Below are 24,340 nucleotides of genomic sequence, written 5' to 3' on the forward strand. Positions count from 1 at the left end.
AACCATACCAATTTTTTCTTATTGACATCATGTTAATAAGTGATTAACAAAGTCATTGATTTAGAATATTTTAACGTTAACATGCAACATTCTCCAAAAAAGCAGTGTCATTTTTATGGAAATACTAACAATTCGACATCTCTAATCGTTAAAGAGATTATAATCTTTGGGATGATCGGTTAAAGGTTTCTAAAATTTTTTAACTATTTTTGCGTTAGATATGAAGGCAAACTCTACACTTAAACTTAACCACATGCTTAAAAAGACCCTCATCAGTTGTGCGATGATTGGGGCGGTAGCGCTTGCGGCAGTAGCCAGCAGCGGTGGTGGTAAGAAGAAGTCAGAGACGCCGCTAAAACCAATCTACACGCCCATTAGAACCACTAATGGCTTCACGTTAAAAGCTGGACCTTCCTACGCAGGAAGTCACATCTTCAGCAGCGAACGTAGCAGAAATTTCATCACCTACAACACGGTAGTTACCTACCAAAGAGGCAGTACAGTTTACATGCTGCCACAGCAGGTAAAGATGAACACTAAACCTACGTTTAAGTCAAATCTCAACCTCTTAGATCTTAAAATAAAGCTTCATAAGTAAGCTTTACGATTAAAAGATCATTAAAAGTCATTAATTCATCTTCTTGCTTTCGTCGTAGGTCAACTCACGATAGCCACTCTTTGGTATGTCAAACTTAGAGGCAGGCACCGGGTTTAGGTTGATCTTTGACACGGTGTATTTAATGGTAAGTTTACCCTGAACCAGCTCATATTCCAGGGGCAGGCCGTTCAGGTTTTTGAACTGAGAGTCGTAATCCTTATTCTCGGGGATTATATCGGTAGTATAATAAACAGTAAAAGTAGTGCCGTCAGCCAGCTTGGCCTCGGCCTTCGTACAATTATAACCAGCAATCGACTTGGTCTCCTTGGTGTCGGTAAACGTCATCCCATTATACCGCTTATTTTTCTCAGACCAGTTGTCGGCTGTCATCCTGATCAGGATCTTCTGACCACTTACTTCCCGTAAGATCACAGCAGTACCAGCTTTAGAATCATGAATAGTCGTGGAAGAAAAAAGTGCACTCACCATCTCCGTGCGGCTCATATTACCCTTGAGATAAACAGTAGTCGTAGCACCATCCAGCGCATCAGCCATTTTAGGTTCCTTGCTGCCAGAAGAAATAGAAGCATCATACACAAGGGTCAGCTCAGAAACCTTCTTCTGCCCCATAGCTGTCAGCAGCAGGAGCAGGTTCAGCGTGAAAAGACCAATATACTTTTTCATGTTTATCCGGGTTGATCAGATGTCATAAAGACGAGACAAGTATTGAAAACCGTTGCCTAAAATAATAACAACCGGCCAATTTAAGGCACTATTAGCCTGGTTTTTAACGAAATACTTGAATAGAAAGTATAAAAGTTAACAAGTTGGTAAGTTAATAAGAAAAGAAACTACCCAATAAAAAACCGGCTGGAAGTACCAGCCGGTCATATTGTTGAACACTTGATTCGTAGTAGTATCTCTTTTAAACCTTTTAACCTATCAACTTTTCAACATATCAACTCTCAACTACTTCTTCCCCTGCTGCTTTGCCTTCGCTTCCTGCATCTTCCTTTGCTGCTCCTGCACTTGCTCCAGGCGCTCCGCCCATTTGGACTTTGCCTTCGGCTTCTTGCGCGTCTCTTCGATCTTCGCTACCAGCTTATCGTGGTTGATAATGTAGTTCTGGATCACAAACTGCAGCAACAACGTAATGATGTTCGACACAGTGTAATACCATGTCAAAGCCGCCGGCAGTTTATTGAATACGAACAACAGAACAAACGGGAAGATATAAGGCATGTATTTCAATGCTGGGTTGCCCTGGTCAGGCGTAGAAGCCATGTTATAGAAAGAGATCAAAAAGCTGGTAAGACAGGCCGTAATGGTAAACAAGCTAATGTGATTACCCAATCCCCAGATCTCGAAATTAAACTGGAACAACACATCATACGACGCCAGGTTCTTGGCCCACAGGAATTCTTCACCACGCAGAGAGATATTGGAGTTAAAGAAACTATACAACGCAAAGAAGATAGGAATTTGCAACAAGCTGGGTAAGCAACCGGCAAATTGATTAACACCCGCCTCACGCATAAACTTCATTTGCTCCATAGCAAACTGCTGCTGATCAGGATACTTCTCTTTCAGCTTAGCCAGATCAGGCCTTAAGATCTTCATCTTCGCACTGGTAAGATAACCTGGATACATCAATGGAGAAGTCAGCAAACGGATGAATAACGTCAGCAGCAAAATTACCACACCCATACTGCCGATGAAACTATCAAAGAAATTGAACACCGGCATCACAATATACTTGTTGATGGGGCGCACAAAAGTATACAAGTCACGGCCGAGGTTGATGATCTTATCCATTTCCGGTACCGGCTGACTTTTCAGAATGCGGTAATCGTTAGGACCATAATAAAGCTGCATTGGAAAAGCAGCATCAGCACCCAAGGGCAGTTTAGTCTGCAAAGAAGTCGTTACATCAGCGATCTTGTTGGTAGAATCAACATGCCTTAACCACTTGATATCGGCAGAAGAAAAACCATTCTTGGCAATCAACGTGGTGTTGAAGAATTGCTGAGATACAGATACCCATTGCACTTGCTTGTCAAGCTTCTTCTCAGTCTTCGACATGATATAGTCGAAATCATTATCAGAGTAATAACCGATATTAGTTTGCAAACGCTCATACTTCACATCACTTTCATGCTGGGTTGGCTGATCCTGCCAGGTCAGGTTGAAAGCACCCTGCGTCAACAATTTATCAGCCCCACCCAGTTGCACATTCCAGTCGATCAGGTAATCATTAGGCCGCACAGTAAACTTATGCACCAGTGTACCATTGGAAAGCGGCATCTGGAAAGTGATAGTTTGACTGTTATCAGCATTCTTTACAACATCGCCACCAAGAAAATAAAGATCAGCGACCTCTGCAGAATTTTGAGAACCGGCATTGACCCGGTAAGATATCTTATCGAAAGATTGACCGTTCAGCACCACCAGGTTGCTATCAACAGATTTGTATTTCTTAAGCTCTACTTTACCCGGCTGACCGCCCTTATTGGAAAAAGTAATTTTAAGCACTTCATTTTCTACAACAACCAGCTTTTCTACGCCTTGAGTAATTCTTGCAAGGCTGTCATTACCCAGAATAGCCTTGATAGTAGTATCCTTTTGAGCAATAGCTGCAACGGAATCCATCGCCCTTTTTACACGGGCTACAGAATCCTCATAATGTTGGCGCTGCCCCTGTAGATCATGAGAATTTTTAGTGGAGATAAACAGGTAAGCGAATAATAAGCCCGCCAGTAATACAAAGCCAATGATCGTATTGCGATCCATGTTCATTAGTACAAAATTTAGAAGAGGTGCAAAGATAGGGGAATCTGGGTCAGTCCTGAGTCGGGAGTTCAGAGTCTGGAGCAAGAATCGAGAGCCTGCAACCGGAAGTAGGAAAGTCAGATAACCTGCACATATGTCGCCGTCCGGGGCCACTTGTTACAAAAAAGCCGGGAATCAGCAATAAACTGACTCCCGGCTATTGAAGCTGAACGCAGAACACCTGACTTCAGCTAATTATATCATTTCACTCTGCAACAAAGGATTCTTCACAGCATTCTTCTGATCAGCATAATCCTTGGCAGCCTTAATAAAGTGCACAAATAACGGATGTGGGTTCTCCACCGTACTTTTCAGTTCAGGATGGTATTGAACACCGATAAAGAAGGGGTGCCTAGGCAACTCAACAATCTCTACCAGACCACTCTCCGGATTCTTACCGCTGGCAACCATACCTGCCTCCTCAAAACGTGTAAGATATTGGTTATTAAACTCCCAACGGTGCCTGTGACGCTCAGTGATCATTTCCTTGCCATAAATACGACGGGCCAGACTGCCTTCCAGCGTTTGACAGGTATAAGAACCAAGACGCATAGTACCACCCTTGGCAGTGATCTTCTTTTGCTCCTCCATCAGGTCTATAACCGGATCAGGGGTATTAAGATCCATTTCAGTGGAATGAGCTTTCTGCAAACCGAGCACATCCCGCGCAAATTCGATCACCGACATCTGCATACCAAGACAAATACCGAAGAAAGGCAGGTTATTTTCGCGGGCATACTTCACAGCAATGATCTTACCCTCTACCCCACGGTGGCCAAAGCCGGGAGCAACCAGCAAACCATCGAGATTAGCGAGCTTTTCAGCAACATTATCCTCAGTAATGAACTCACTGTGCACGTTGACAACCTGCACTTTAGATTCATTGATGGCGCCGGCATGAACAAAAGCCTCCAGGATGGACTTGTAAGCATCCTGCAGCTCGATATATTTACCAATAAGGCCAATAGTAACCTGGCTCTTGGGATATTTCAATTTATCGAGGAATTCCTTCCAGCGATGAAGATCAGGCTCATTGGTAAGCTTCAGGTTCAGCTTCTTCATACAAATGAGGTCCAGCTTCTCCCGCATCATGGCCAATGGCACTTCATAAATAGTAGGCGCATCAGCAGCTTCGATCACCGCTTCCGCCTTCACATTACAAAACAGCGCAATTTTACGGCGCAGATCGGGCGACAACGGCCTTTCAGTTCTGCACACAATGATATCCGGGTGAACACCTTCCTGGCTCAACATCTTCACACTGTGTTGAGTAGGCTTGGTTTTCAATTCTTTAGCAGCCTTCAAATAAGGAATAAGCGTCAGGTGAACCACCACAGTATCCTCCTCAGGCAGCTCCCATTGCAACTGGCGCAGCGCCTCGATAAAAGGAAGACTTTCAATATCACCCACAGTACCACCCAACTCGGTAATGATTACATCATACTCATTGTTCTTGCCCAGCAACAACATCCTGCGCTTGATCTCATCAGTAATGTGCGGGATTACCTGCACCGTCTTACCGAGAAAAGCGCCTTCCCGCTCCTTGTTAATAACAGTTTGATAGATACGGCCGGTAGTAACGTTATTAGCCTGCGTGGTAAAAATGTTCAGGAAACGCTCGTAGTGACCAAGGTCCAGGTCAGTCTCGGCACCATCCTCAGTAACATAACACTCCCCATGCTCGTAGGGATTCAGCGTACCAGGGTCAACATTGATGTAAGGATCGAATTTTTGAATGGTTACCCTTAAACCCCTTGCCTGCAATAGCTTCGCTAAAGATGCGGCAATGATCCCTTTACCTAATGAAGAAGTTACGCCTCCTGTAACAAAAATGTACTTGGCCATAATATATGGTTATAATCAGTTTACAATATTATCAGCTGCTTTGGTTTAGGACACAGGTACAAAACAATAAGCCACACACACATCGTTGAGGGTCCCTGCCAAATGGATTAACAGGGGTACATCGATGTCTGCATTATCTGGCGTACTACTTTTTTGCTTGATTATTGAACCAGTTCGGTTACTGACCAGCGGAAAACCACATTAGGGGATATAATTATTTCCTGAAGGTCATGCAAAGATACAGCAATTTTTTAGCTGGCAAAAATCACGAAATGATAATGTGGAAAAACTGTCGGATAGCTACTTCAATCTGATAAGGGTAAAATTATTATTCCATTGATAAGTAGCCTGCGTAGGCGGCTTTTGCTCTGTAGTTACAGCAGTTTGGATGGGCGTCTGAGGCCGGCTGGTTTTGGCGGTGTGTAATACACCAATCACGATAATCTCTACCAGTAAGACGAATAAAGTAAACCTCTCACTTTTCATAGTAAAATTGGATCAGGGAATTAAAGGTAAATTCTAAAACGAAGTAAGGCAATTTTTATTTCATAAGCAAGGCTTGAAACAGGATTTATTGACATTTCCGTATGAATACGTGGCTGGCAACGAATTTTTTACGAATAATATTTGCCTTTTATGGGTATCTCGACCTTATACGGGTAATATCACGCAGCTATATTATATTTAACACACTGAGGCCAGAAATTTGGCGAATTCAAGGTAAGTTTTGTACTTTAGGATCAGATAGAATGTATACCCTCCTGTTGATCCTCTCTCCCTTTACAAGAACCGTTCAAAATCAATTAGCCTGTGGATGAGCCCTGCACTCATTTCATAACTGCTTTAATTATTTCGCATGAACAGGTTGATTACAATTATTGCCGGCACCCTTCTGCTGTCAATAACCAGCTTTGCACAAAACAAAGTAACAACAGAGCTATCTCCATCTAATAAAAGCAGGTACAAAGTCATTTACCCGTTGGCGGATAACAACGAACAAACAATAGCCCTGCCCTTTTCAGCCATTGAGATCAGAGACATACGTCCTGATACCACCAAGCTGGGATTTTACCGCTCTACCAAAGACAGGCGCTCCTACAAATACCGCTTTGCATCCAACACAGCCGATGAACTCACAGCGTTTTTAAACAATCATTTCAAAAACAACCTCACGTCCACCTCCGGCGACAAGTTGGTGATCTATGTAAAAAAATTATGGCTGTCCGAATTCGACTCCGCAGAACTGAACCTCCACAATACCCATGTGCGCAATGCCTGGCTATACCTCAAAGCAGAGATATACCTCCAGACAAAAGAAACATACCACCCGATTTACCGCATGGATTCTGTGATCTATGTACGCAAGACCAACAGCTATACCTCCGGCGGCTTCATTGCATCCAGCTTTGTAAAAGGACTGGAAACACTCAGTCGCATCGATTATGCACGCGTACTCAACAAGCGAAAACTGACACAAACCGACATCGACGCATTCAACAACCAGTATACAAACGCCCCTGCATTGCCACAACCAGCAAAAGGAGTTTACCTATCATACAATGAATTCAAAAGCAGCCATCCCTCCTGCACCGATTTCCAGGTAAGATTCGAATCACTGGCCGATGTAGTTTATGTAAAAGAAAAAGATGGACAGTACTACGCTAAAAAAAATATATGGGGCTTTAGCGATGGACATACTGTCTTTATCAGAATGGGCTCCAACTTCTTTCCACTGTACAACCAGAACAAGACCTGGGAATTTTATGGATCGGCGTCAATGGAAACACTGGGCTTGCGTATGCCGGTCATTGCAGGTATGGGCCTGCCGGTTATGCTGGCTTCAGCAGGCGCCAATGAATTTTCACAATACGAAAAGCGCCTCGTCAACCTCCGTGCCTTCCAGGTCGATATCGAGAACGGAAAGTTTTACTAATAAAAAAAGGTGAGCACTTAAGCAAGTACTCACCCTGAAGATGGACGATTTATGTGTAACTAAAACTAATCTTTAGCAATCTTATCATAACTGGCCACGATGCCCTTGATGAGCGAAGAACTGAATCCTTGATGCTCCATTTCATTCAGCCCGGCAATAGTGCAGCCCTTGGGCGTGGTCACCTTATCGATCTCCTGCTCAGGATGCGACCCCTTCTTCAACAATAACTCAGCCGCCCCTTTCACTGTCTGCGCCGCAATGAGCGTGGCAGTAGCCGCATCAAATCCAATTTCTATGCCACCTTGAATATTAGCGCGAATATAACGCATTGCATAAGCCGTACCACAAGCTCCCAACACAGTAGCGGCATCCATCAGCTTCTCATCGATCCACACAACACGGCCAAGCTGGTTAAACAGATCTTCCGTATAACTCACCTGTTCTTTACTCACTTCATGAGCAGCCAAACAAGTCATGCTTTCCTGGATCGCAATAGCCGTATTAGGCATGGCGCGAATGATGGGCACTTTCTTACCAGCCGCTTTCACCAGGTGATCGATAGTAATACCGGTCACCACAGATACCAGCACATGCTTTGCAGGGTCCAGCACATCCTTCAGCTTACCCACCACATCATTCACCTGGAAAGGCTTTACTGCCAGGATGACGAGGTTGGCAAAACCTACTGCCTCGACGTTATCATCACTCACTAGCACACCCTTTTGTTGCAAACCATGCAAAGTCTTCACATTCCGCTTGGTGATAAGAATATGTTCAGGTTTTGAAAAGCCACTGTTGATGAGCCCTTCAGCAATCGCGGTACCCAGGTTACCGCCACCGATGATAGCGATCTTGTTGCTCATGGAAATAGGTTTAATAGAACTTACCCTGAGCCAGGTAATTACGCACGTAGTCGTCTACCCCTTGCTCAAGTGAATAAAAAGGTTGAGAATAACCGGCATTGATCAGCTTTTGCATATTGGCCTCTGTGAAATACTGATACTTATCGCGAATATCCTCCGGCATGTCGATAAACTGAATGTTGGAATCCTTGTCCAGTCCGGCATAAGTAGCCTTCACGAGATCTTCAAAACTCCTTGCCTTACCGGTACCAAGGTTGTACAATCCATTGCCAACCCCGCCACCGGAATGCTCCATCAGCCAGAAACAAACATTCAGTACATCCTTCACATATACAAAGTCACGCAACTGCTGGCCATCCTTGAAATCAGGACGGTGCGATTTGAACAACTTCACTACCCCATCCTTCTTTATCTGGTTGAAAGAGTGCCATATCACACTGGCCATACGGCCCTTGTGATACTCATTAGGGCCATATACGTTGAAAAACTTCAATCCAGTCCAGAAAGGAGGCTGAAGTGCCTGCTCCAAAGCCCACTTATCAAACTCATTCTTTGAAACACCATAAGGATTCAAAGGTTTCAGCCTATACGGTACTTCATGATCATCATCATAACCCAACTCTCCGGCACCATACGTAGCTGCAGAAGAGGCATATACCAGTGGCACACGGTGCTTTACACAATAGGCCCATACGCTCTTGGTATATTCTACGTTCAGTCGCTCATGCACCGAATAATCGAATTCAGTAGTATCAGTGCGTGCACCAATATGAAAGATGAAGTCAACCGGCTTGGCTTGCTTTTCCAGCCAGGTGAAAAATTGGTCCCTGTCCACCTTTTCCACAAAACGCTTGCCTTGCAGATTAGGATACTTATCAGTACGCTCAAATTCATCTACCAGGATCAGATTACTATATCCTTTTTCATTAAGAAAGCCAACCAGGGCACTGCCGATGAACCCGGCAGCACCGGTTACTACTATCGTTGAAGCTTTGTCCATTTGTTGATTTTTTATGCACATTAACCATCTCCACCCACAACTGACTACTCACCACTCACCACTCACCATTACAGCGCACTCAAAGCCTGCTCAGACTGTGTACCAGCCAACAGGTTCTCGATAGCCGTATCATACTTTTCTTTCCAGGTAATGATATTACCCCAGTTCATGCCATCGATCTCGATAGAGCCATTGGTCACAAAACCCAGCTCTTCAAAAGGATGATCGCCCAGCAGTTTGCGGAAAGCCGCTACCTTGGCAGGCTTCACACTCACCACTACCCTGCTTTGTGCCTCACCAAACCAGAAACCATCTTTACGGATGGCGCTATCAGAAGCTACCACATCGACACCGAGGTTACCATGGAAAGAAGACTCCAGCAAAGTAATGAACAAACCGCCTTCACTCACATCGTGAGCAGACTCGATGGCGCCAGCCTTGATGAGTTCAGCTATTTTTTGTTGCAGGGCAAACTCTTCGTCCAGATCGAAATGAGGAACAGGACTGTGCTCTACCCCTTTAATTTTATGCAGGTATTCAGAAGAGTTGATATCTCCACTCGCTTTACCAACGAGGAATATCACATCACCTTCCTCTTTAAAGAACATGGTCATCTTATCCTTCACACTATCCAATAAACCTACCATACCAATGGTTGGCGTAGGATAAACAGCACCATCAGGATTCTGATTATAGAAACTCACATTACCACCGGTAACAGGCGTGTCGAACTTGCGACAAGCTTCGCCCATACCCTTGATGGCATGCACAAATTGATAATAAACTTCCGGATCATAAGGATTACCGAAGTTGAGACAGTTCGTTACACCCAATGGTAAACCACCGCTACATACAATGTTACGCGCAGCTTCAGCCACCGCGATCATCGCACCCTTATAAGGATCAGCAAAAACATAACGACTATTACAATCAGTAGTCAGCGCCAGCCCCTTATCAGTTGGCTTGGCAATAACCACCGCCGCATCACTCGGCTCATTGGTAGAAGCATTACCCGCGCCTACCATACTATCATATTGAACATACACCCAACGCTTCGAAGCGATGTTGGGAATAGTCACCAGTTCTTCCGCTACAGCTTTCAGATCATCAGGCACAGCGATAGCAGCAGCATCGAAAGCTTTGATCTTTTCGAGGTAAGCTGGTTCTTTATATTCACGGGTATATTGAGGAGCACCGCCACCAAGCACCAGCAGTTCAGCAGGCAACTCGGCTTCCAGTTCTCCATGCATGTAAAATTTCAGCTGGCCATCAGCAGTTACTTCACCGATGTTTGAGCAAGGCAGGTCCCATTTCTCAAATACCTTCTTAACAGCTTCTTCCTTGCCTTTTTCCACCACCATCAGCATACGCTCCTGGCTTTCGCTCAACAACAGCTCCCATGTTTTCATGTTCGCCTGGCGCGTAGGCACCTTATCCAGGTCGATCCGCATACCAACACCACCTTTAGCACTCATTTCGGCAGTAGAACAAATAATACCGGCAGCACCCATGTCCTGCATACCAACCACAGCACCCGTTTGAATCACTTCCAGGCAGGCCTCCAGCAATTTCTTTTCCTGGAAAGGATCACCCACCTGAACAGCTGGCAATTCCTGCACACTTTCAGAAGTGATATCAGCCGAGGCAAAAGAAGCACCACCAATACCATCCTTACCAGTAGCAGAACCCACAAAGAATACAGGGTTGCCAATACCGGCAGCAGTAGCAGAAATAGTTTCGCCATTTTTCACGATACCAACACTCATCGCATTAACCAGCGGATTGGTGTGATAACGACCTTCAAAGTAGATCTCCCCACCCACTGTAGGAACTCCAAAGCAGTTGCCATAGTGACCAATGCCGTGTACAACGCCCGACAGCAGATGTTGGGTTTTGGCATCCTTCAGGTGGCCAAAACGCAAAGAGTTGAGAGAAGCCACAGGACGCGCGCCCATGGTAAAAATATCGCGGTGAATACCCCCTACGCCGGTAGCGGCACCCTGGAAGGGCTCGATAGCAGAAGGGTGATTGTGAGATTCTATCTTAAAAACTACGCCATAACCATCGCCAATATCCATCAGACCGGCATTCTCTTCACCAGCCTTTACGAGCATTTTTTGACCATCACGGGGCAGCGTTTTTAACCATTTAATCGAATTTTTGTAGCTACAGTGTTCACTCCACATGCCGCTGAAGGCACACAATTCGTTGAAGTTGGGAGTTCGACCAATTTTTTCTTTAATGAGCTCAAATTCTTCGGGAGTAAGGCGCAACTGTTGCGCCGTTTTAACTGATATTTCCATGGTGCCGCAAAAGTACGTCCGATTTTGGATTTAGGATTCCTGATTTAGCATTCTTTTTATGCAAAATGTTGATAAAAAGTAGCTTACACTGTTTGAAATTCCAGTACAAGCGGCTGATTGACAAGCAGCTTGCCCGCTTTTACCACAGAAACATTTATTTTTATCGCTGTTTGATAACCCTGATGACGATCGTATTTGTACATAACAACAAAGCATTTCTGCCTGAAATAGAAGCCTATCGACGCTTTTTAAGCAGGTACCATATTACCTGCATAACAGCTGCGCCGGACCAGCTCAGTCAACAAAAAAGAGAAGTAGAATGGTGGCTGATGGGAACCGATTTTTCCAAACGGCAAAAAGACATCTACCGCATCCATGAATACGCATCTGCATCCGTTCCACCTGCCCGTCAATGGAAAGACCTCACCAAACGCTACCTGAACAGCCGGCCGGATTACCGGTTGTTCCTGAATCAATATGTAAAACAACGCCTTTCATTTAGAGACAATGTGCCCTACGGCTTCCGCGATATGGGACTGTGGGATGAACAATTATCACCAGCACCACCTGCTGCCGATAAATTATATGACTTCATTTATGTAGGCTCCATAACACCAGACACCCACATAGATACCTTATTGGACCATTTTAAGCCGGGCGCCCCCATGGCCGGATATACATTATTAGTGGTGAGCAAAAATTATGAACACCTGCAAGCCAGGTACAGCTTAGCAACCAATATTGTCTTTAAAGGACCTGTAGAGCAATCAATGGTTCTGGAGCTGATCCGTCAATCACGTTTTACGATCAACTATAAACCCGATATAGCACCCCACAACCAGCAAACCTCTACCAAACTATTAGAGTATGCAGCCTGCCAAACACCCATCATTACCACTCATTTTGCCTGGATGCACAACTTCCAGCAACAGTATGGAGGCAACTATTTTTTCCTGGAATCGGACCTGTCCAACTTCACCTGGGAGAAAGTAAATGCATACAACTACACATATCCAGACCTATCAACATGGAGCTGGGAACAACAAATAAAAAAATCGGGCGTAATAGAATTTCTACAATCGAAGTTTCCGCAGGCGTTTAGTCTGTGAGTTATCTATCCCAAAATCAATCCGGCAGATCTCCCTGCAACGTATCCGTATATTCATCGATCACGTTCGTGATATTGAACTTACGCACTACCAGCGAACGGCCATTTTTTCCCATGCGCGCCCGCTCATCGAGTGAAAGATTGATCATCCTTTCCATCTTATCGGCAAGATCAAAAGGGTCATGACGATTGCAGATATAACCAGTAGAATTATTCAACACCACTTCCTTACAACCCCGGTTCATAGAAGTGATGACAGGCAATTCCATCGCAGCAGCTTCCATCAGACAACGCGGAATACCTTCATTATAAAAAGAGGGAAATACAAAACAATCAGCCTTAGCCAGCCAGGGACGCACATCTTCAGCAAAACCACCATAGTGAATAAGCCCTTCCTTTTCCCAGCGCGACAAGTCTTCCTGCGCAATAGAATCAGGATGATGATTTTCAAAGAACCCGATAAGCTCGAAACGAACATCGTAATTCTTCTTTTTCAAAATACGGGCGGCATCCACATACAACCCAACTCCTTTACTTTTAAGCAGGCGCGTACTCATCAGAAAAGTAAAAGACTGATCAGCATGCCGGTTGGATTGGATGGGAGCAAAATAAGCAGTATTGATACCCTCGCCCGGCAGCACCTTCACCTTTTCAATATTCACGATCTTTTCATCGATAAAAACACGCGCATCCTCATTATTGAGGAACCATACCTCCTTCGCCTTGCGCAGCGACACTTTGTACAACCTCCTCACTATACGGTAAAGCCAGTTGCGCCGGGCAAACGCATACCCCAGTCCCGTAACCACAGCCACAGAAGGAATACCATTCGCAGCAGCAGCAAGAGACCCATAAATATTAGGCTTTGCCACATAATGAAAAATAAAATCAGGCTTGAACTGACCATACAGCCTTTTCAGCTGGCGGTAGAACAAAAAGTCTCGAAAAGGATTCTTTGTTTTATTGTCGAAAGAGATAGGAACAAAACGACAGCCATTTTCCCGGAGCAGGCCCGAATACGGATCATCCGGCGCCAGCACGATCACATCATAGCCTTGAGCAAGCAGGTTATTGATCACATCCAGCCGGAAATTATACACCGACCAGGCACTGTTCGACACGAAGGCTATGCAACTTTTATGTGAAGCAGAAATACCGGACATTGGCAAATATTCCATCAAATGTATAGATTTGGACGCAATTACCATAACCAGGAGCCCTTCACATGGTCATTACATTGCTATTATTTTTATTGTTTGTCTTCCTGATAGTCCGTCTGGTACGCCGCGCCACCCCCGGCCTCACCATGCCGGAAACCCTCATGGCCTTTGCATTTAAGGCACTCATGGCCTGCGCTTATGGCTATCTGTTCATGCATTACTACGGTGGCGACGACACCTGGAAATACAATGAACTATCCCTGCACGAATACAAGCTATTAATGGAGCATCCCGGCGAGTTTTTTTGGGAACTGACGCCAGCCACAGCATGGCGCAATTCGGGTGGCCATATATGGCAGGCATTGAGCCTCTACCTCGTTGACCTCGAATATTGCATGATCGCCAAAACACTCGGCATCTTCAACATCATCAGCCGTGGAAATTATTATGCCAATGCCATCTTCTTTAGCTTTCTTACATTCTGGGGCCACTATTGGCTGTTCCAACTCCTCGCAGGCATATTCCCGCAAAAAAGGAAGATACTGCTTGCCATCATATTCTTCTTTCCACCAGTAGTATTCTGGCTCAGTGGCATACGCGCCGATGGATTGATCCTGGTCTTCTTATCCCTATTGCTGCTGCATGCCTGGAAATGGATAGAACAACACCGAAAGACTTCTATCCTGTACTTGCTGGCGGGCCTGGCAGGCATCTTTATACTCAGAAACGAGATCATATTGTTGTTGGCACCGGCATTGATCAGCTGGTGGATAATAGTACGGTTCAACCGTAAACCAATACCTGTATTATCAATCGTTTATGGGATAGCCGTTATAGTATTCTTCGGAAGCACCTGGCTGCCGGGTGTACCCAACCTGCCGGCAATGATTGTAATCCGTCAGGAGGAGTTTATGGCCCTGAAAGGCAATACACGATTTCAACTCGATACACTCCACCCAACCATCGGCAGCTTCTTACAAGTACTGCCTCAGGCAATAAGCAATACATTTCTCCGGCCTTTTATATGGGAAGCACAAGGCATTTTGCAAATTATGACAGCCCTGGAAATCATGTTTTTATGGGCACTGATACTCTTCGCAACAGTGCGGCGCGACAAAAGCATTGGATTCAGTACTCACCCCCTGTTATTAATATTATTGATATTCAGCGTTTCTCTCTATTTATTTATTGGATATATAACCCCATTTCCCGGCGCTATCGTGCGGTATAAGATCATTCCGGAGCTACTCCTCATAGCCTGTTTTGCCCTGGTGCTCAAAACCCGTAAGCAGGCATTAAATTAGTAAAAAGAAAAATATTAAATCTAACAGGTATTTTGGGGTCTTTTTTAGCATTTCATTCAAAAATAACATGCTTTTCCTCACATTTTATTTAAAAAATGCACATTACACCCAAAAAGTTTTTTATCCCCTTCATTTATTGTTTATTTGCACAACACGCAAAAAAATAAGAAATGGAATCATTACGCTTTAAAGCTATCAACGACCTGACGCATTCGAACGGTACGGCGGTGGACGGGTCAACCAAAATTACCGGGATCTTTGGTGAGAACGTATTTACGCTTAAAACAGCTCGTGAATTCTTAAGTGATGAGGCTTACAAAAGCCTGCTGACCTCTATCAAAGGTGGCAAGAAGATCGACAGGGCTATGGCAAATCAAATCTCTGCCGGCCTCCGTCAATGGGCTGAAAGCAAAGGTGTTACACACTATACACACTGGTTTCAACCATTAACAGGTACAACAGCTGAAAAACACGATTCATTCTTCACCCTGAAAGGCGATGGCAGTGCCCTCGAAACCTTTGACGGTGACGCACTTATACAACAAGAGCCTGATGCTTCTTCTTTCCCCAACGGTGGTATCCGCGCTACTTTTGAAGCACGTGGTTACACAGCCTGGGATCCTTCTTCTCCTCCCTTCGTTATGGAGATCGGCACTGGTAAAACACTTTGCATTCCAACCATCTTCGTTTCCTATACCGGCGAAACACTGGATTACAAAGCTCCCCTGCTGAAATCACTCGAAGCCCTGAACAAAGCTGCAGTAGAAGTTTGTAACTACTTCGATAAGAACGTAAGCAAAGTTTCTGCAACATTAGGCTGGGAGCAAGAGTATTTCATCATCGACGAAGCGATGTTCAACGCCCGTCCTGACCTGGTAATGAGCGGCCGCACCGTATTTGGTCACGCGCCTGCTAAAGGCCAGCAACTGGAAGACCACTACTTCGGTTCTATCCCCGAAAGAGTGTATGCTTTCATGCGCGATTACGAAACAGAATCTTACAAACTGGGTATTCCTTTACGTACGCGTCACAATGAGGTGGCTCCTGCACAGTTCGAGTGTGCTCCTATCTTCGAAGAAGTGAGCGTAGCTGTTGACCACAATACTTTGCTCATGGACATCATGGACCGCGTTGCCCGTCGTCACAAACTGCGCGCGCTGTTGCATGAGAAGCCATTTGCCGGCATCAACGGTAGTGGTAAGCACAACAACTGGAGCCTTGCTACAGATACAGGCGTAAACCTGCTGGCTCCTGGTAAAACACCAAAGACAAACCTCATGTTCTTGACCTTCTTCGTAAATACGATCAAGGCTGTTCATGATTATTCTGAAATACTGCGGGCTTCTATCGCTTCTGCCGGTAATGACCACCGTCTGGGTGCCAACGAAGCTCCTCCTGCCATCATCTCTGTATTCATCGGACAATACCTGAGCAAGGTACTGGCTGACGTGAAAGAAAGAGTAGGTGGTAAATTCGACGAGCAGGATGAAGCCATCCTGAAGCTCGACCTGCACCGCAGCATTCCTGAACTGTTGCTCGACAACACCGACCGTAACCGTACTTCTCCTTTTGCCTTCACCGGTAACAAGTTCGAGTTCCGCGCGGTAGGTTCAGGTGCAAACTGCGCCAACGCAATGACTACTCTGAACAGTATCATGGCTGCTACGCTGAAGCAATTCAAGAAAGATGTAGATACGCTGATCGAAAAGGGTGAGAAAAAAGAGATCGCCATCATGCACGTGATCCGCGAGTACATCGTAGCCAGCGAGAAGGTATTGTTTGAAGGTGATGGCTATAGCGACGAATGGCACCACGAAGCAGAAAGACGCGGTCTTCCCAACGTACGCACTACACCACTGGCATTGGATGCAATGGTTACAGAGAGCTCCAAAGCACTGTTCGAACAACTGAACGTACTGAACCACGTAGAGCTGGAAGCTCGTCACGAGATCGAGCTGGAAAAATACATCAAGCGCGTACAGATCGAAGCCCGTATCATGGGTGAGCTTTGCACCAGCCATGTACTGCCTGCAGCTATCAAGTATCAGAATACCCTGATCGAGAATATCAAGGGTCTGAAAGAGATTGGCCTGAAGGAAGAGACCTATGCCAACCAAAAGCAAATACTCGAAAAGATCTCTGAGCACATCAGCAAGGTGAGCGGACTGGTAGAGAAGATGATCGAAGCACGTAAAACTGCCAATGCTATGAGCGATACCCGTACAAAGGCCATCGCTTACCAAAGCCAGGTAAAGGATGCTTTCTTCGATGATATCCGTTACAGTGTTGACAAACTGGAATTGTTGGTAGCTGACGATTTCTGGGCGCTGCCTAAATACCGCGAAATGTTGTTCCTGAGATAATCAGGTACAATCATCAAATAGGTACACTGACATGACAAGCAAAGGGGCCCTTCTACGAAAGTAGAGGGGTTCTTTATTTTGTGGCAACACGCAATAACCCACTACAAGTACTTTACCCCGTTAGGAACAGTACCCTCCTCCTGAATTCACGACTTCTGCATAGAAATTATTCGACCTCCTACAAGGTCAAAAAATACCCACATAAGATCAATGCCCTAAAAAACATGTGCATTACTGATAGCCTATCCACAAAAAACACACAAACCGTCTTTTTTTTCATTTTTGAAATCTTTCCGGCATGATGTTCCGTAGTTTATTACATAGGATAAGGTTTAATGGTTAACGCATATGAATGGGAGCACCCCCGCTTTTTATAAGGCGGGGTTTCTTTTTTATCCCGTTCCTTCGCCACCCACCAATCAACGTACAGGCTATTCCATGCATAGCCCCGCTGCAGCATCTCTGACTCCACAACGGTGCCCTCAAACGCTCTGCGAGGCGTAGCTTGTAGCTTTTCTTCTTCAATCAATGCCAGCCGCTGCCGCTCCATCGTACGCTCATAACACGCATCATTCATCGCTTTATGCTGCCGTTTCCGCTCTTCCTCCTCCGGATCTCTCCACTTAGGTTTGCCATCCTTACCCTTGCGTTTCAGCATACGCTGTATAGATTCCTCACTGTATTTCCTTTTCTTTCTTACCTTCTTAGGCCTGGGCTGCCAGATAAGGTTATCAGGATCAACAACCTTGCGCTCCTCCCAGTATTCAACATAACATGTCCACAAAAGCTGTTTTACTTCCTCGTCGCTGTAGGCATTCTCCTCTAATAAAGTAAAAGCCTCTCCGGTAAAACTGCGGTACATCCAGAACTGTCGCCAGCCGGGTGGCAGCCCCCTATAGATCTGCGAACCGATCTTTGAGGCACGGGCCAACAGTCGTGCGTAGACCATCGTCCACCGAAACTCGGGGCTCGTTTTAACTCGTTCGGAGGAGAGAGAACTTTTGGCGCGGGCATAATACTGCCCATCCATTTTATAGAGAGTTAGACCATCGAAGGTGCCTTCAAGGAAACAGAGTCCGGCTATTTGTTTTGCCATGGGAACTGGATTATATGCCTGAATTTAATTATATTCATCAAACCGGACAACAGGTATAGGCCATTTTAGGCCAAATTGACCGAATTGTCCGGATTGCCCGAAAACGCTCAAAGACTTTCTGATCCTGGTCCTGTTGGGCTACTCCCGGGTTCCTGAAGAGATGATCCATGGATGCTCCCGGTCAACGCCATATTAAAGGCGTACTTCACTAAAACGGAGATCGCGTTTCTTCTAATTACTTCCCATATACAAAAATATTCAGTCGCTTCACAATCAACACCTTTGAGTAGCCGCTCAATCCTTACAACCGAAGCCCTGTAACCTACAACCTGACTAAAACACTTAGTACAGTTTTCCATTCATTCACGCAAGCTTACAACCTATAGCTAAACTTTTCTTTTGGTTAGTTGGTTATATCCGAAATCCTTTATCGCTATTTCTCGTATATCAGTATAGGGCAATAAAACAGCTCAAGCTCATGGAAGCGTATGTAGTACATCTTTTATCCGATATCCTGGAGGCAGAACGCCCCGTTCAGCCCGTGCTCAGCTATGTTTACCCGGATATGGCAGATGAAGAATTAGAAGAATATGAAAATGATCCCCAGTACACATTCGGGTATTACTGCGGGCTGAAACAGGAGCAGTTCCCCCCTACTCATTTATTAAATAGCTTACAGTTAGAACGAATATGCGCCGCATTCAGCAAAATGATGTTCACCTGGAACCTCGATACTGATATTCCCGATGATGTTCCTTTAACTAAAGAATATGAACTGCTGGTCAGTACGCTGGATATTAAAACAGAGATCAGCAACAACAACCTCAATACATTTGAATTGTGCAGTTACGATCCCCCCTCCTGCCCCCTGGGCGAATATTGCACCTGCAAGGAGTTTTTAAATGACGATGCACTCGAAAACATCGACGATTATATGCACGGCGAGTAACATTTCAGTAGCATAAAAAAGTGAACAACCTTTTTCGCAATCTTTGCTGCGTTTCAGATTGTTCACTCATATGTACGACAGATATTAGTTAATATCTATCGCTAATCATTAATGCTATCGTCCTCTTTCCACTGTTGATTATGCTGCTTATTTGGATCATTTTTCCAGGTAGAAGACTGCTCATCCTCTTTCCAGGTTTGATTACCTTGTTTCCTTTTATCCTGAGGTTGATTATTATGAGGTACTACTACCCTGGTAGTATCATCAGCAGCATTCTCGCGACTTATATCACGACTATAATCATTACCTAAATTAGGACCGCCTTGTTCCAGGCCGGCGCCACCAATTGATCTGTTAGCTCTATTTCCTCGTGTCATAACATTTCATTTTAGGTGAATAAAATGATTTATACTTCATGGTAATAGGTTAAAAAACGATGCCACAACAAGCCCCCTTTGAACCATTCCCCATAAGGAAAAATTTCCACACCCTTGCGTAGACACATTCCACAGGCATAAAAAAAACCGGAAGCTGTTAAGCCCCCGGTCTCCGTATAACCGGTTATTACCCGGCGTGGTCCATAGGAATATATTGAACTATAGTCAACTTACGATGAAGCATTGCGTGACAAATAATCTTCAATTGCCTGACCAACGATATGGCTCAGTTCACTCTCTTTCTGAGTGTCCATGTGCACCCATACCTTTTCGCCATGCAATTCACGTTGCTGAAGTTTGATTTCAGGAAATGCATCATACGGTCCTTCCGGATGATTCGCAAAACGAATATTGCTCACTATAAAATAGGGCGTAGAGTTATGCGGCGTTACATCTCCCGTAAGTTCAATGGAAATATTCTTTTCCTTGAACGGGTACTTGAACCTGATGTTGAACGATTGTTTCATAGCCGTGCTTTTTGGTGAATAATGCTGTGCTACCCCTACTATTCAATGCCCGTGCCACTTACAGCCCCAATCACGTTAATAAATCAGGAGAAACTATGACTATCAAATACTTGAGTATTCATTCTTTTAGAAACCCTTTAACAAATGAATTAATCACTTATATCAATAAGCAATTAGCCTTGACATGCATCAATAAAAAAGGATGACATAAATGCCATCCTTAAAAATCAAAAGCCATCAAAACTATGATCAGAATATTTTCTCCGTTTCTACAACCTTCCGTTGCACCATTATTTTTTTTGCAGTAGCCTGCTCATGATCATCAAGCCCCAATGTTTCACCAATGCTGTTTAATAAACTTTCCTCTTCCTCCGTCAATACATTATCACTTAACAACAACTCCGCGCAATAAGTGTACAATGCCAGTTCATTCACAGGATTGATCTGCTCGATCAGGTATTGCAAATATTCCTGTTCATCAGCAACACTATCCCTGTATTCACGGTAACTAATGATCTCGTCTTTGAAATTGAGCGCTTTATTCAGACCGGCCTGCACCAGTTTATCCGATACAGCATCCAATTCCCTATCCGCCATTTCACCATCCTTCAATATGCAATGGAAAAACAGGTGACACAGCGCCTGGTCCTGACTATTTATTACAGAAGTATACATAGGTTCTTTTGGGTGCATCGCTTCAATTTTCAGGCCACGGGGAGGGTTGACAGGTTGGAAAGTTGAAAAGAGAGAAAGCAGTGATTATAATTGGCGAAGCCCGGAGCATAAGGCGCCAGGCGGGGCGGCGAATGCTACGGGCTTCTTTTAGCAGGTTTCAGAGCAATCCTGTATCACAGGGTAAGGTTTAACCTAATGCATTATCATAATCGTTAGTGTATTTTGGTAACATCATCCATTAAAAAAACACCCACAGATCCGCATCAGTACACCTCCAGGCTCCATATACCACACTGTTCTATCACAAAAACAGTGGATTCCATTAACGGTCATTTTCCACCGTTTATTATACCAGCCCCCAAATGATTTTCAATTTTTTACACGCTCCCTGCCAAAAAGCCATTATTCCCGGCGCCAAAAAGAAAACCCCGTCTTTACGACGGGGCTTCTTCACCACTGATTAATGAAAAATAAACCACCTTGTACTTACCTATAAAACCACTTATGCTTATTTGATAATTTTTTGCATCCACCTTTCTTCACCAGCCGTCACCTCTATAATATACAGGCCCTTGTTAAGCTCGTTCAAGCCTGTGAGCGTCCATTTATTGAATCCACTTTGACCGGAATATACCTGACTTTTAACCAGCCGTCCATTCATATCCAGCAGCCTTACATTCACCGGCAATGATTTCGTAAGCGTAGTCGTTACTTCCAGCTTCTCGGCAAAAGGATTGGGATATACACCCGCTGTGATCTTTTGCGAACCGACAGTTTTTACCAGGATGGTATTACTATATTCAGTACGGCCATCAACATCCACCATCATCAACCTGAAGTAAAGCGTCGCACTGTTTACCTTTGTAAATTGATATTGATAATTCACCCTTTCAGTACTGTTTCCTTTGGCAGCCACAGCACCAGCTGTTGTAAAGTTCAAACCATCAGTACTGTATTCCACCATAAACTGCTTGCCGTTTATTTCAGAAGTAGTAGCCCAGCTAAGGTTGATCACACTTCCATCGTAGGTTCCCTTTAGTGATGATACGACCATCGGTAATAACATAGCACAGGACACATCAGGGTTACCAGCACCGCCAGCATAAGTGGCTGTATCTTCTGCCGCCATACCATTGTTTACCTGTACATTGGTGGCACTACCATTGGGCACCGATTGACTGATAAAAAGCCTTTCAGCACCGCTCTTACCGGTAAGCGTTCCACCGCCATTGGAAAATGAACCCGCTATGTATATTTTGCCGTTACCTCTCATGGTGCCATTGTTAGACAATGCTCCACTCACCCTTACCTGTGCATTGGTACGATTCATCTGGATAGCACCTCCGTTGTATTGGAAAGAACCGCCTACCCAGAACAATCCATCGTTACGCATCCTGAAAGAGCCCTGTATAGCATTCCTGAATACCAATGTATACAAGTTGATAATAGAGTCTCCGTTATTGAAGTTGTTGGTACTTCCTTTGAAAACCGCTTGCCATTGATTCTTTAAAAGCCCGGCAAAATTGATATTCCCATTCACAGTAAGCCTGCCACGATTATCGATCGTAGTACCACTGTTGGTATTCAATCCCTGCATGGTCATAGTACCGCTGTTATTAAGCGTAGTTCCATTCTGTAAATTGATGTCCTGCGAAAAAGTCATGGTACCGCAGGAAGTATTGGAAACTGTAATAGCCTGGTTCTGGTTAAAGCTGCCCCAGGTAAATGAGCCGCTATTAGTTACGCCAAATCCATTTGAAAAACCTGCATTAGACAATATCGCCGTTCCATTTTTCGCAACAGTGATTACCGAAGCCAGGTTGTTGGCAGTACCTGGATTAAATGTCCCTCCTGCTTTTACTTCTATCGTGGAACCTTGGTTACCGTCGATGTTACCAGTATAATTACCACCACTCACAATGACCATTTTAGCGCCATTGGTAATCTTGATATTACCGCTGAAGTTGGTGGAGATACAAACCGTTTGACCATTGTTATAGTTACCGGCTGTATTAGAAATACTACCTGCGGGACATTGAGCCGCTGCAGGCTGCAGAAAGGTGATGGTGGTGATCAACATCAGCCCACTGCTGATAAGATGTTTAGGGTACAGATGCTTCATTTTCTACGATCAGTTGGTTGGCATGGTAGATTCCAACGACGCGCCAATTTTGAAAAATGACCATCGATATACCCAGATACATGAGCCCCTACCTACTACGTAGCACGCTATCAATCAACAAATTACAACCAATGACTAAACACCATTATATTTTTATTGTACCAGATACACAATACAAAAAGAGGTGGGAATTTTTCCCATTCATGGAAAGTAGTTCCAGAAATGATGTGATAATAATTGAAAATCAGGCAGTAATAGATATTTTACTATACGCAACTACAGAAAATACGGAGCAACATGAACAGAACAGGCCAATTCACGGGCTAACGCCCCGGGAACGGCATCTGGTTAGAGCATTAAGCTCTTGCAGAGAAACAACCGGTATTATAATTATTTGTTGTTAGCGACCTGTTTATTGGCTACAGGCAGCACCCCATCCTTTACCATGATATTTACGATCGCAGCGCCCCCTTTGAGGTTGGCGTGCAGGTAATCGGTAAAAGACAGCGTATCGGTCACAGCATGGCTGTAATCATGCACAGGATAGCCGGTGGCGGTTTCCACCTGCTGCTTCAGCACATCCAGCCGTTTAACCGTATAGCCCGGGAAGAAAGGGGCTATTACCAATTGAAGATTGATATTTTTAGCGCGGCAATAATCAGCCAGCCTTTTGATGTTTGCTACATGCTTCTCAGGCACCTTAAACTCTACGCTGCGGTGAGCCGCCTGTTCGATGAGGTCAGGCGTAATAGTATGGTCAAAATACCAGTCGTCATCGAGCTTACTGCGATAATACATGGCCCGTTGAAACACCTCATTATTGAAGCGGTACACATGAGAGAAATGAGCGTAATTCCAGGTCTCCTTCACATTGTTCTTCAGCACCGAATCGATCCTTTCAGAATAAGGAATATAAGTAGTAAAGCCCGGCAGCAGTTTATCATCCGACATTTCTACCATGGTGATCTCTGCCAGTACAGTTTTAACGTTGGGATATTTATCAAGGTAATCCTGCGTAAGCACCGTAGCTATTTCACAAGGCATACTATAATAACAAAGACTGAAAGTTTTTAGGCCGGTGGCTTTCTCTACGGTAGGCTGATAAAAGTTGAGACCACGGGAGTTTCCCACAATGAGAATATCGGCCTCGCCTTCGCCCCGGTACATACGCGAATAGCGGAACTGACTTTTGGTGATCTGCTGTTGAAAAAACCAGCCTATCAAACGGTCACCCAGGAAGAGGACGACCAGAAACATTATAACCCAAATTCCTTTCTTCATGCGCTAT

The 24,340-nt window shown here is 44.6% G+C and carries 20 protein-coding genes; 6 read left to right on the forward strand and 14 right to left on the reverse strand.

Annotated features, from left to right (window positions below):
• Window positions 1-253 precede the first annotated feature (253 nt).
• Window positions 254-598 (forward strand): hypothetical protein, encoded by a 345-nt coding sequence (locus tag AC5JBY_RS23790; RefSeq protein WP_495907160.1) that lies wholly within the window; start codon window positions 254-256, stop codon window positions 596-598.
• A gap of 30 nt (window positions 599-628) precedes the next feature.
• Here the strand turns inward: AC5JBY_RS23790 and AC5JBY_RS23795 are convergent, their stop codons facing one another.
• From AC5JBY_RS23795 to AC5JBY_RS23810, 4 genes are all read right to left on the reverse strand, one after another.
• The gene (locus tag AC5JBY_RS23795; RefSeq protein WP_495907161.1) at window positions 629-1,282 is read right to left on the reverse strand and encodes a hypothetical protein; all 654 of its coding nucleotides are present in this window, start codon (window positions 1,280-1,282) and stop codon (window positions 629-631) included.
• Window positions 1,283-1,567: 285 nt separating this feature from the next.
• Complete coding sequence (gene yidC / locus AC5JBY_RS23800; RefSeq protein ID WP_495907162.1) at window positions 1,568-3,394, reverse strand: membrane protein insertase YidC; 1,827 nt, start codon at window positions 3,392-3,394, stop codon at window positions 1,568-1,570.
• A gap of 228 nt (window positions 3,395-3,622) precedes the next feature.
• Window positions 3,623-5,272: a CTP synthase gene (gene pyrG, locus AC5JBY_RS23805; protein ID WP_495907163.1), complete on the reverse strand. Its 1,650-nt coding sequence runs from the start codon at window positions 5,270-5,272 to the stop codon at window positions 3,623-3,625.
• 300 nt (window positions 5,273-5,572) lie between these two features.
• Entirely contained in the window at window positions 5,573-5,758 is a 186-nt protein-coding gene (locus tag AC5JBY_RS23810) for a hypothetical protein (protein WP_495907164.1), read from the reverse strand.
• A 370-nt stretch (window positions 5,759-6,128) separates the two neighbouring features.
• Here AC5JBY_RS23810 and AC5JBY_RS23815 point away from each other — a divergent pair, with 370 nt between their 5' ends.
• Window positions 6,129-7,205 carry a hypothetical protein gene (locus AC5JBY_RS23815; RefSeq protein WP_495907165.1) on the forward strand — a complete coding sequence of 359 codons (1,077 nt, stop codon included), beginning with the start codon at window positions 6,129-6,131 and terminating at the stop codon, window positions 7,203-7,205.
• 65 nt (window positions 7,206-7,270) lie between these two features.
• On the opposite strand, the gene proC is transcribed toward AC5JBY_RS23815, so the two are convergent.
• The 3 genes from proC to purL all read right to left on the reverse strand — a co-directional run bounded on the left by proC (window position 7,271) and on the right by purL (window position 11,371).
• Entirely contained in the window at window positions 7,271-8,068 is a 798-nt protein-coding gene (proC, locus tag AC5JBY_RS23820) for a pyrroline-5-carboxylate reductase (RefSeq protein ID WP_495907166.1), read from the reverse strand.
• A gap of 10 nt (window positions 8,069-8,078) precedes the next feature.
• Entirely contained in the window at window positions 8,079-9,068 is a 990-nt protein-coding gene (rfaD, locus tag AC5JBY_RS23825; RefSeq protein ID WP_495907167.1) for an ADP-glyceromanno-heptose 6-epimerase, read from the reverse strand.
• Between the two features lie 68 nt (window positions 9,069-9,136).
• Window positions 9,137-11,371, reverse strand: coding sequence for a phosphoribosylformylglycinamidine synthase subunit PurL (purL, locus tag AC5JBY_RS23830; RefSeq protein ID WP_495907168.1), 2,235 nt, complete (start codon window positions 11,369-11,371; stop codon window positions 9,137-9,139).
• A gap of 92 nt (window positions 11,372-11,463) precedes the next feature.
• On the opposite strand from purL, the gene AC5JBY_RS23835 reads away from it, so the two are divergent.
• Complete coding sequence (locus tag AC5JBY_RS23835) at window positions 11,464-12,480, forward strand: glycosyltransferase (protein WP_495907169.1); 1,017 nt, start codon at window positions 11,464-11,466, stop codon at window positions 12,478-12,480.
• Between the two features lie 16 nt (window positions 12,481-12,496).
• Here AC5JBY_RS23835 and AC5JBY_RS23840 read toward each other — a convergent pair whose 3' ends face one another.
• The gene (locus AC5JBY_RS23840) at window positions 12,497-13,657 is read right to left on the reverse strand and encodes a glycosyltransferase family 4 protein (RefSeq protein ID WP_495907170.1); all 1,161 of its coding nucleotides are present in this window, start codon (window positions 13,655-13,657) and stop codon (window positions 12,497-12,499) included.
• A 47-nt stretch (window positions 13,658-13,704) separates the two neighbouring features.
• On the opposite strand from AC5JBY_RS23840, the gene AC5JBY_RS23845 reads away from it, so the two are divergent.
• On the forward strand, window positions 13,705-14,943 hold the full coding sequence (locus AC5JBY_RS23845) for a hypothetical protein (RefSeq protein WP_495907171.1): 1,239 nt from the start codon (window positions 13,705-13,707) through the stop codon (window positions 14,941-14,943).
• 170 nt (window positions 14,944-15,113) lie between these two features.
• Window positions 15,114-17,306 (forward strand): glutamine synthetase III family protein, encoded by a 2,193-nt coding sequence (locus tag AC5JBY_RS23850; RefSeq protein WP_495907172.1) that lies wholly within the window; start codon window positions 15,114-15,116, stop codon window positions 17,304-17,306.
• Between the two features lie 316 nt (window positions 17,307-17,622).
• Here AC5JBY_RS23850 and AC5JBY_RS23855 read toward each other — a convergent pair whose 3' ends face one another.
• Window positions 17,623-18,402, reverse strand: a complete 780-nt coding sequence (locus tag AC5JBY_RS23855) for a hypothetical protein (RefSeq protein WP_495907173.1) — start codon at window positions 18,400-18,402, stop codon at window positions 17,623-17,625.
• A 478-nt stretch (window positions 18,403-18,880) separates the two neighbouring features.
• Between AC5JBY_RS23855 and AC5JBY_RS23860 the strand changes: the two genes are divergently transcribed.
• The gene (locus AC5JBY_RS23860) at window positions 18,881-19,351 is read left to right on the forward strand and encodes a hypothetical protein (protein WP_495907174.1); all 471 of its coding nucleotides are present in this window, start codon (window positions 18,881-18,883) and stop codon (window positions 19,349-19,351) included.
• A 101-nt stretch (window positions 19,352-19,452) separates the two neighbouring features.
• On the opposite strand, the gene AC5JBY_RS23865 is transcribed toward AC5JBY_RS23860, so the two are convergent.
• The 5 genes from AC5JBY_RS23865 to AC5JBY_RS23885 all read right to left on the reverse strand — a co-directional run bounded on the left by AC5JBY_RS23865 (window position 19,453) and on the right by AC5JBY_RS23885 (window position 24,333).
• Window positions 19,453-19,728, reverse strand: a complete 276-nt coding sequence (locus AC5JBY_RS23865) for a hypothetical protein (RefSeq protein WP_495907175.1) — start codon at window positions 19,726-19,728, stop codon at window positions 19,453-19,455.
• A 230-nt stretch (window positions 19,729-19,958) separates the two neighbouring features.
• The gene (locus tag AC5JBY_RS23870; protein ID WP_495907176.1) at window positions 19,959-20,255 is read right to left on the reverse strand and encodes a hypothetical protein; all 297 of its coding nucleotides are present in this window, start codon (window positions 20,253-20,255) and stop codon (window positions 19,959-19,961) included.
• Between the two features lie 249 nt (window positions 20,256-20,504).
• Complete coding sequence (locus tag AC5JBY_RS23875) at window positions 20,505-20,948, reverse strand: TerB family tellurite resistance protein (RefSeq protein WP_495907177.1); 444 nt, start codon at window positions 20,946-20,948, stop codon at window positions 20,505-20,507.
• Window positions 20,949-21,438: 490 nt separating this feature from the next.
• The gene (locus tag AC5JBY_RS23880; RefSeq protein ID WP_495907178.1) at window positions 21,439-23,052 is read right to left on the reverse strand and encodes a T9SS type A sorting domain-containing protein; all 1,614 of its coding nucleotides are present in this window, start codon (window positions 23,050-23,052) and stop codon (window positions 21,439-21,441) included.
• A gap of 390 nt (window positions 23,053-23,442) precedes the next feature.
• On the reverse strand, window positions 23,443-24,333 hold the full coding sequence (locus tag AC5JBY_RS23885) for a hypothetical protein (protein WP_495907179.1): 891 nt from the start codon (window positions 24,331-24,333) through the stop codon (window positions 23,443-23,445).
• Window positions 24,334-24,340: the final 7 nt, after the last annotated feature.

The sequence above is a fragment of the Paraflavitalea sp. genome (assembly GCF_059502485.1).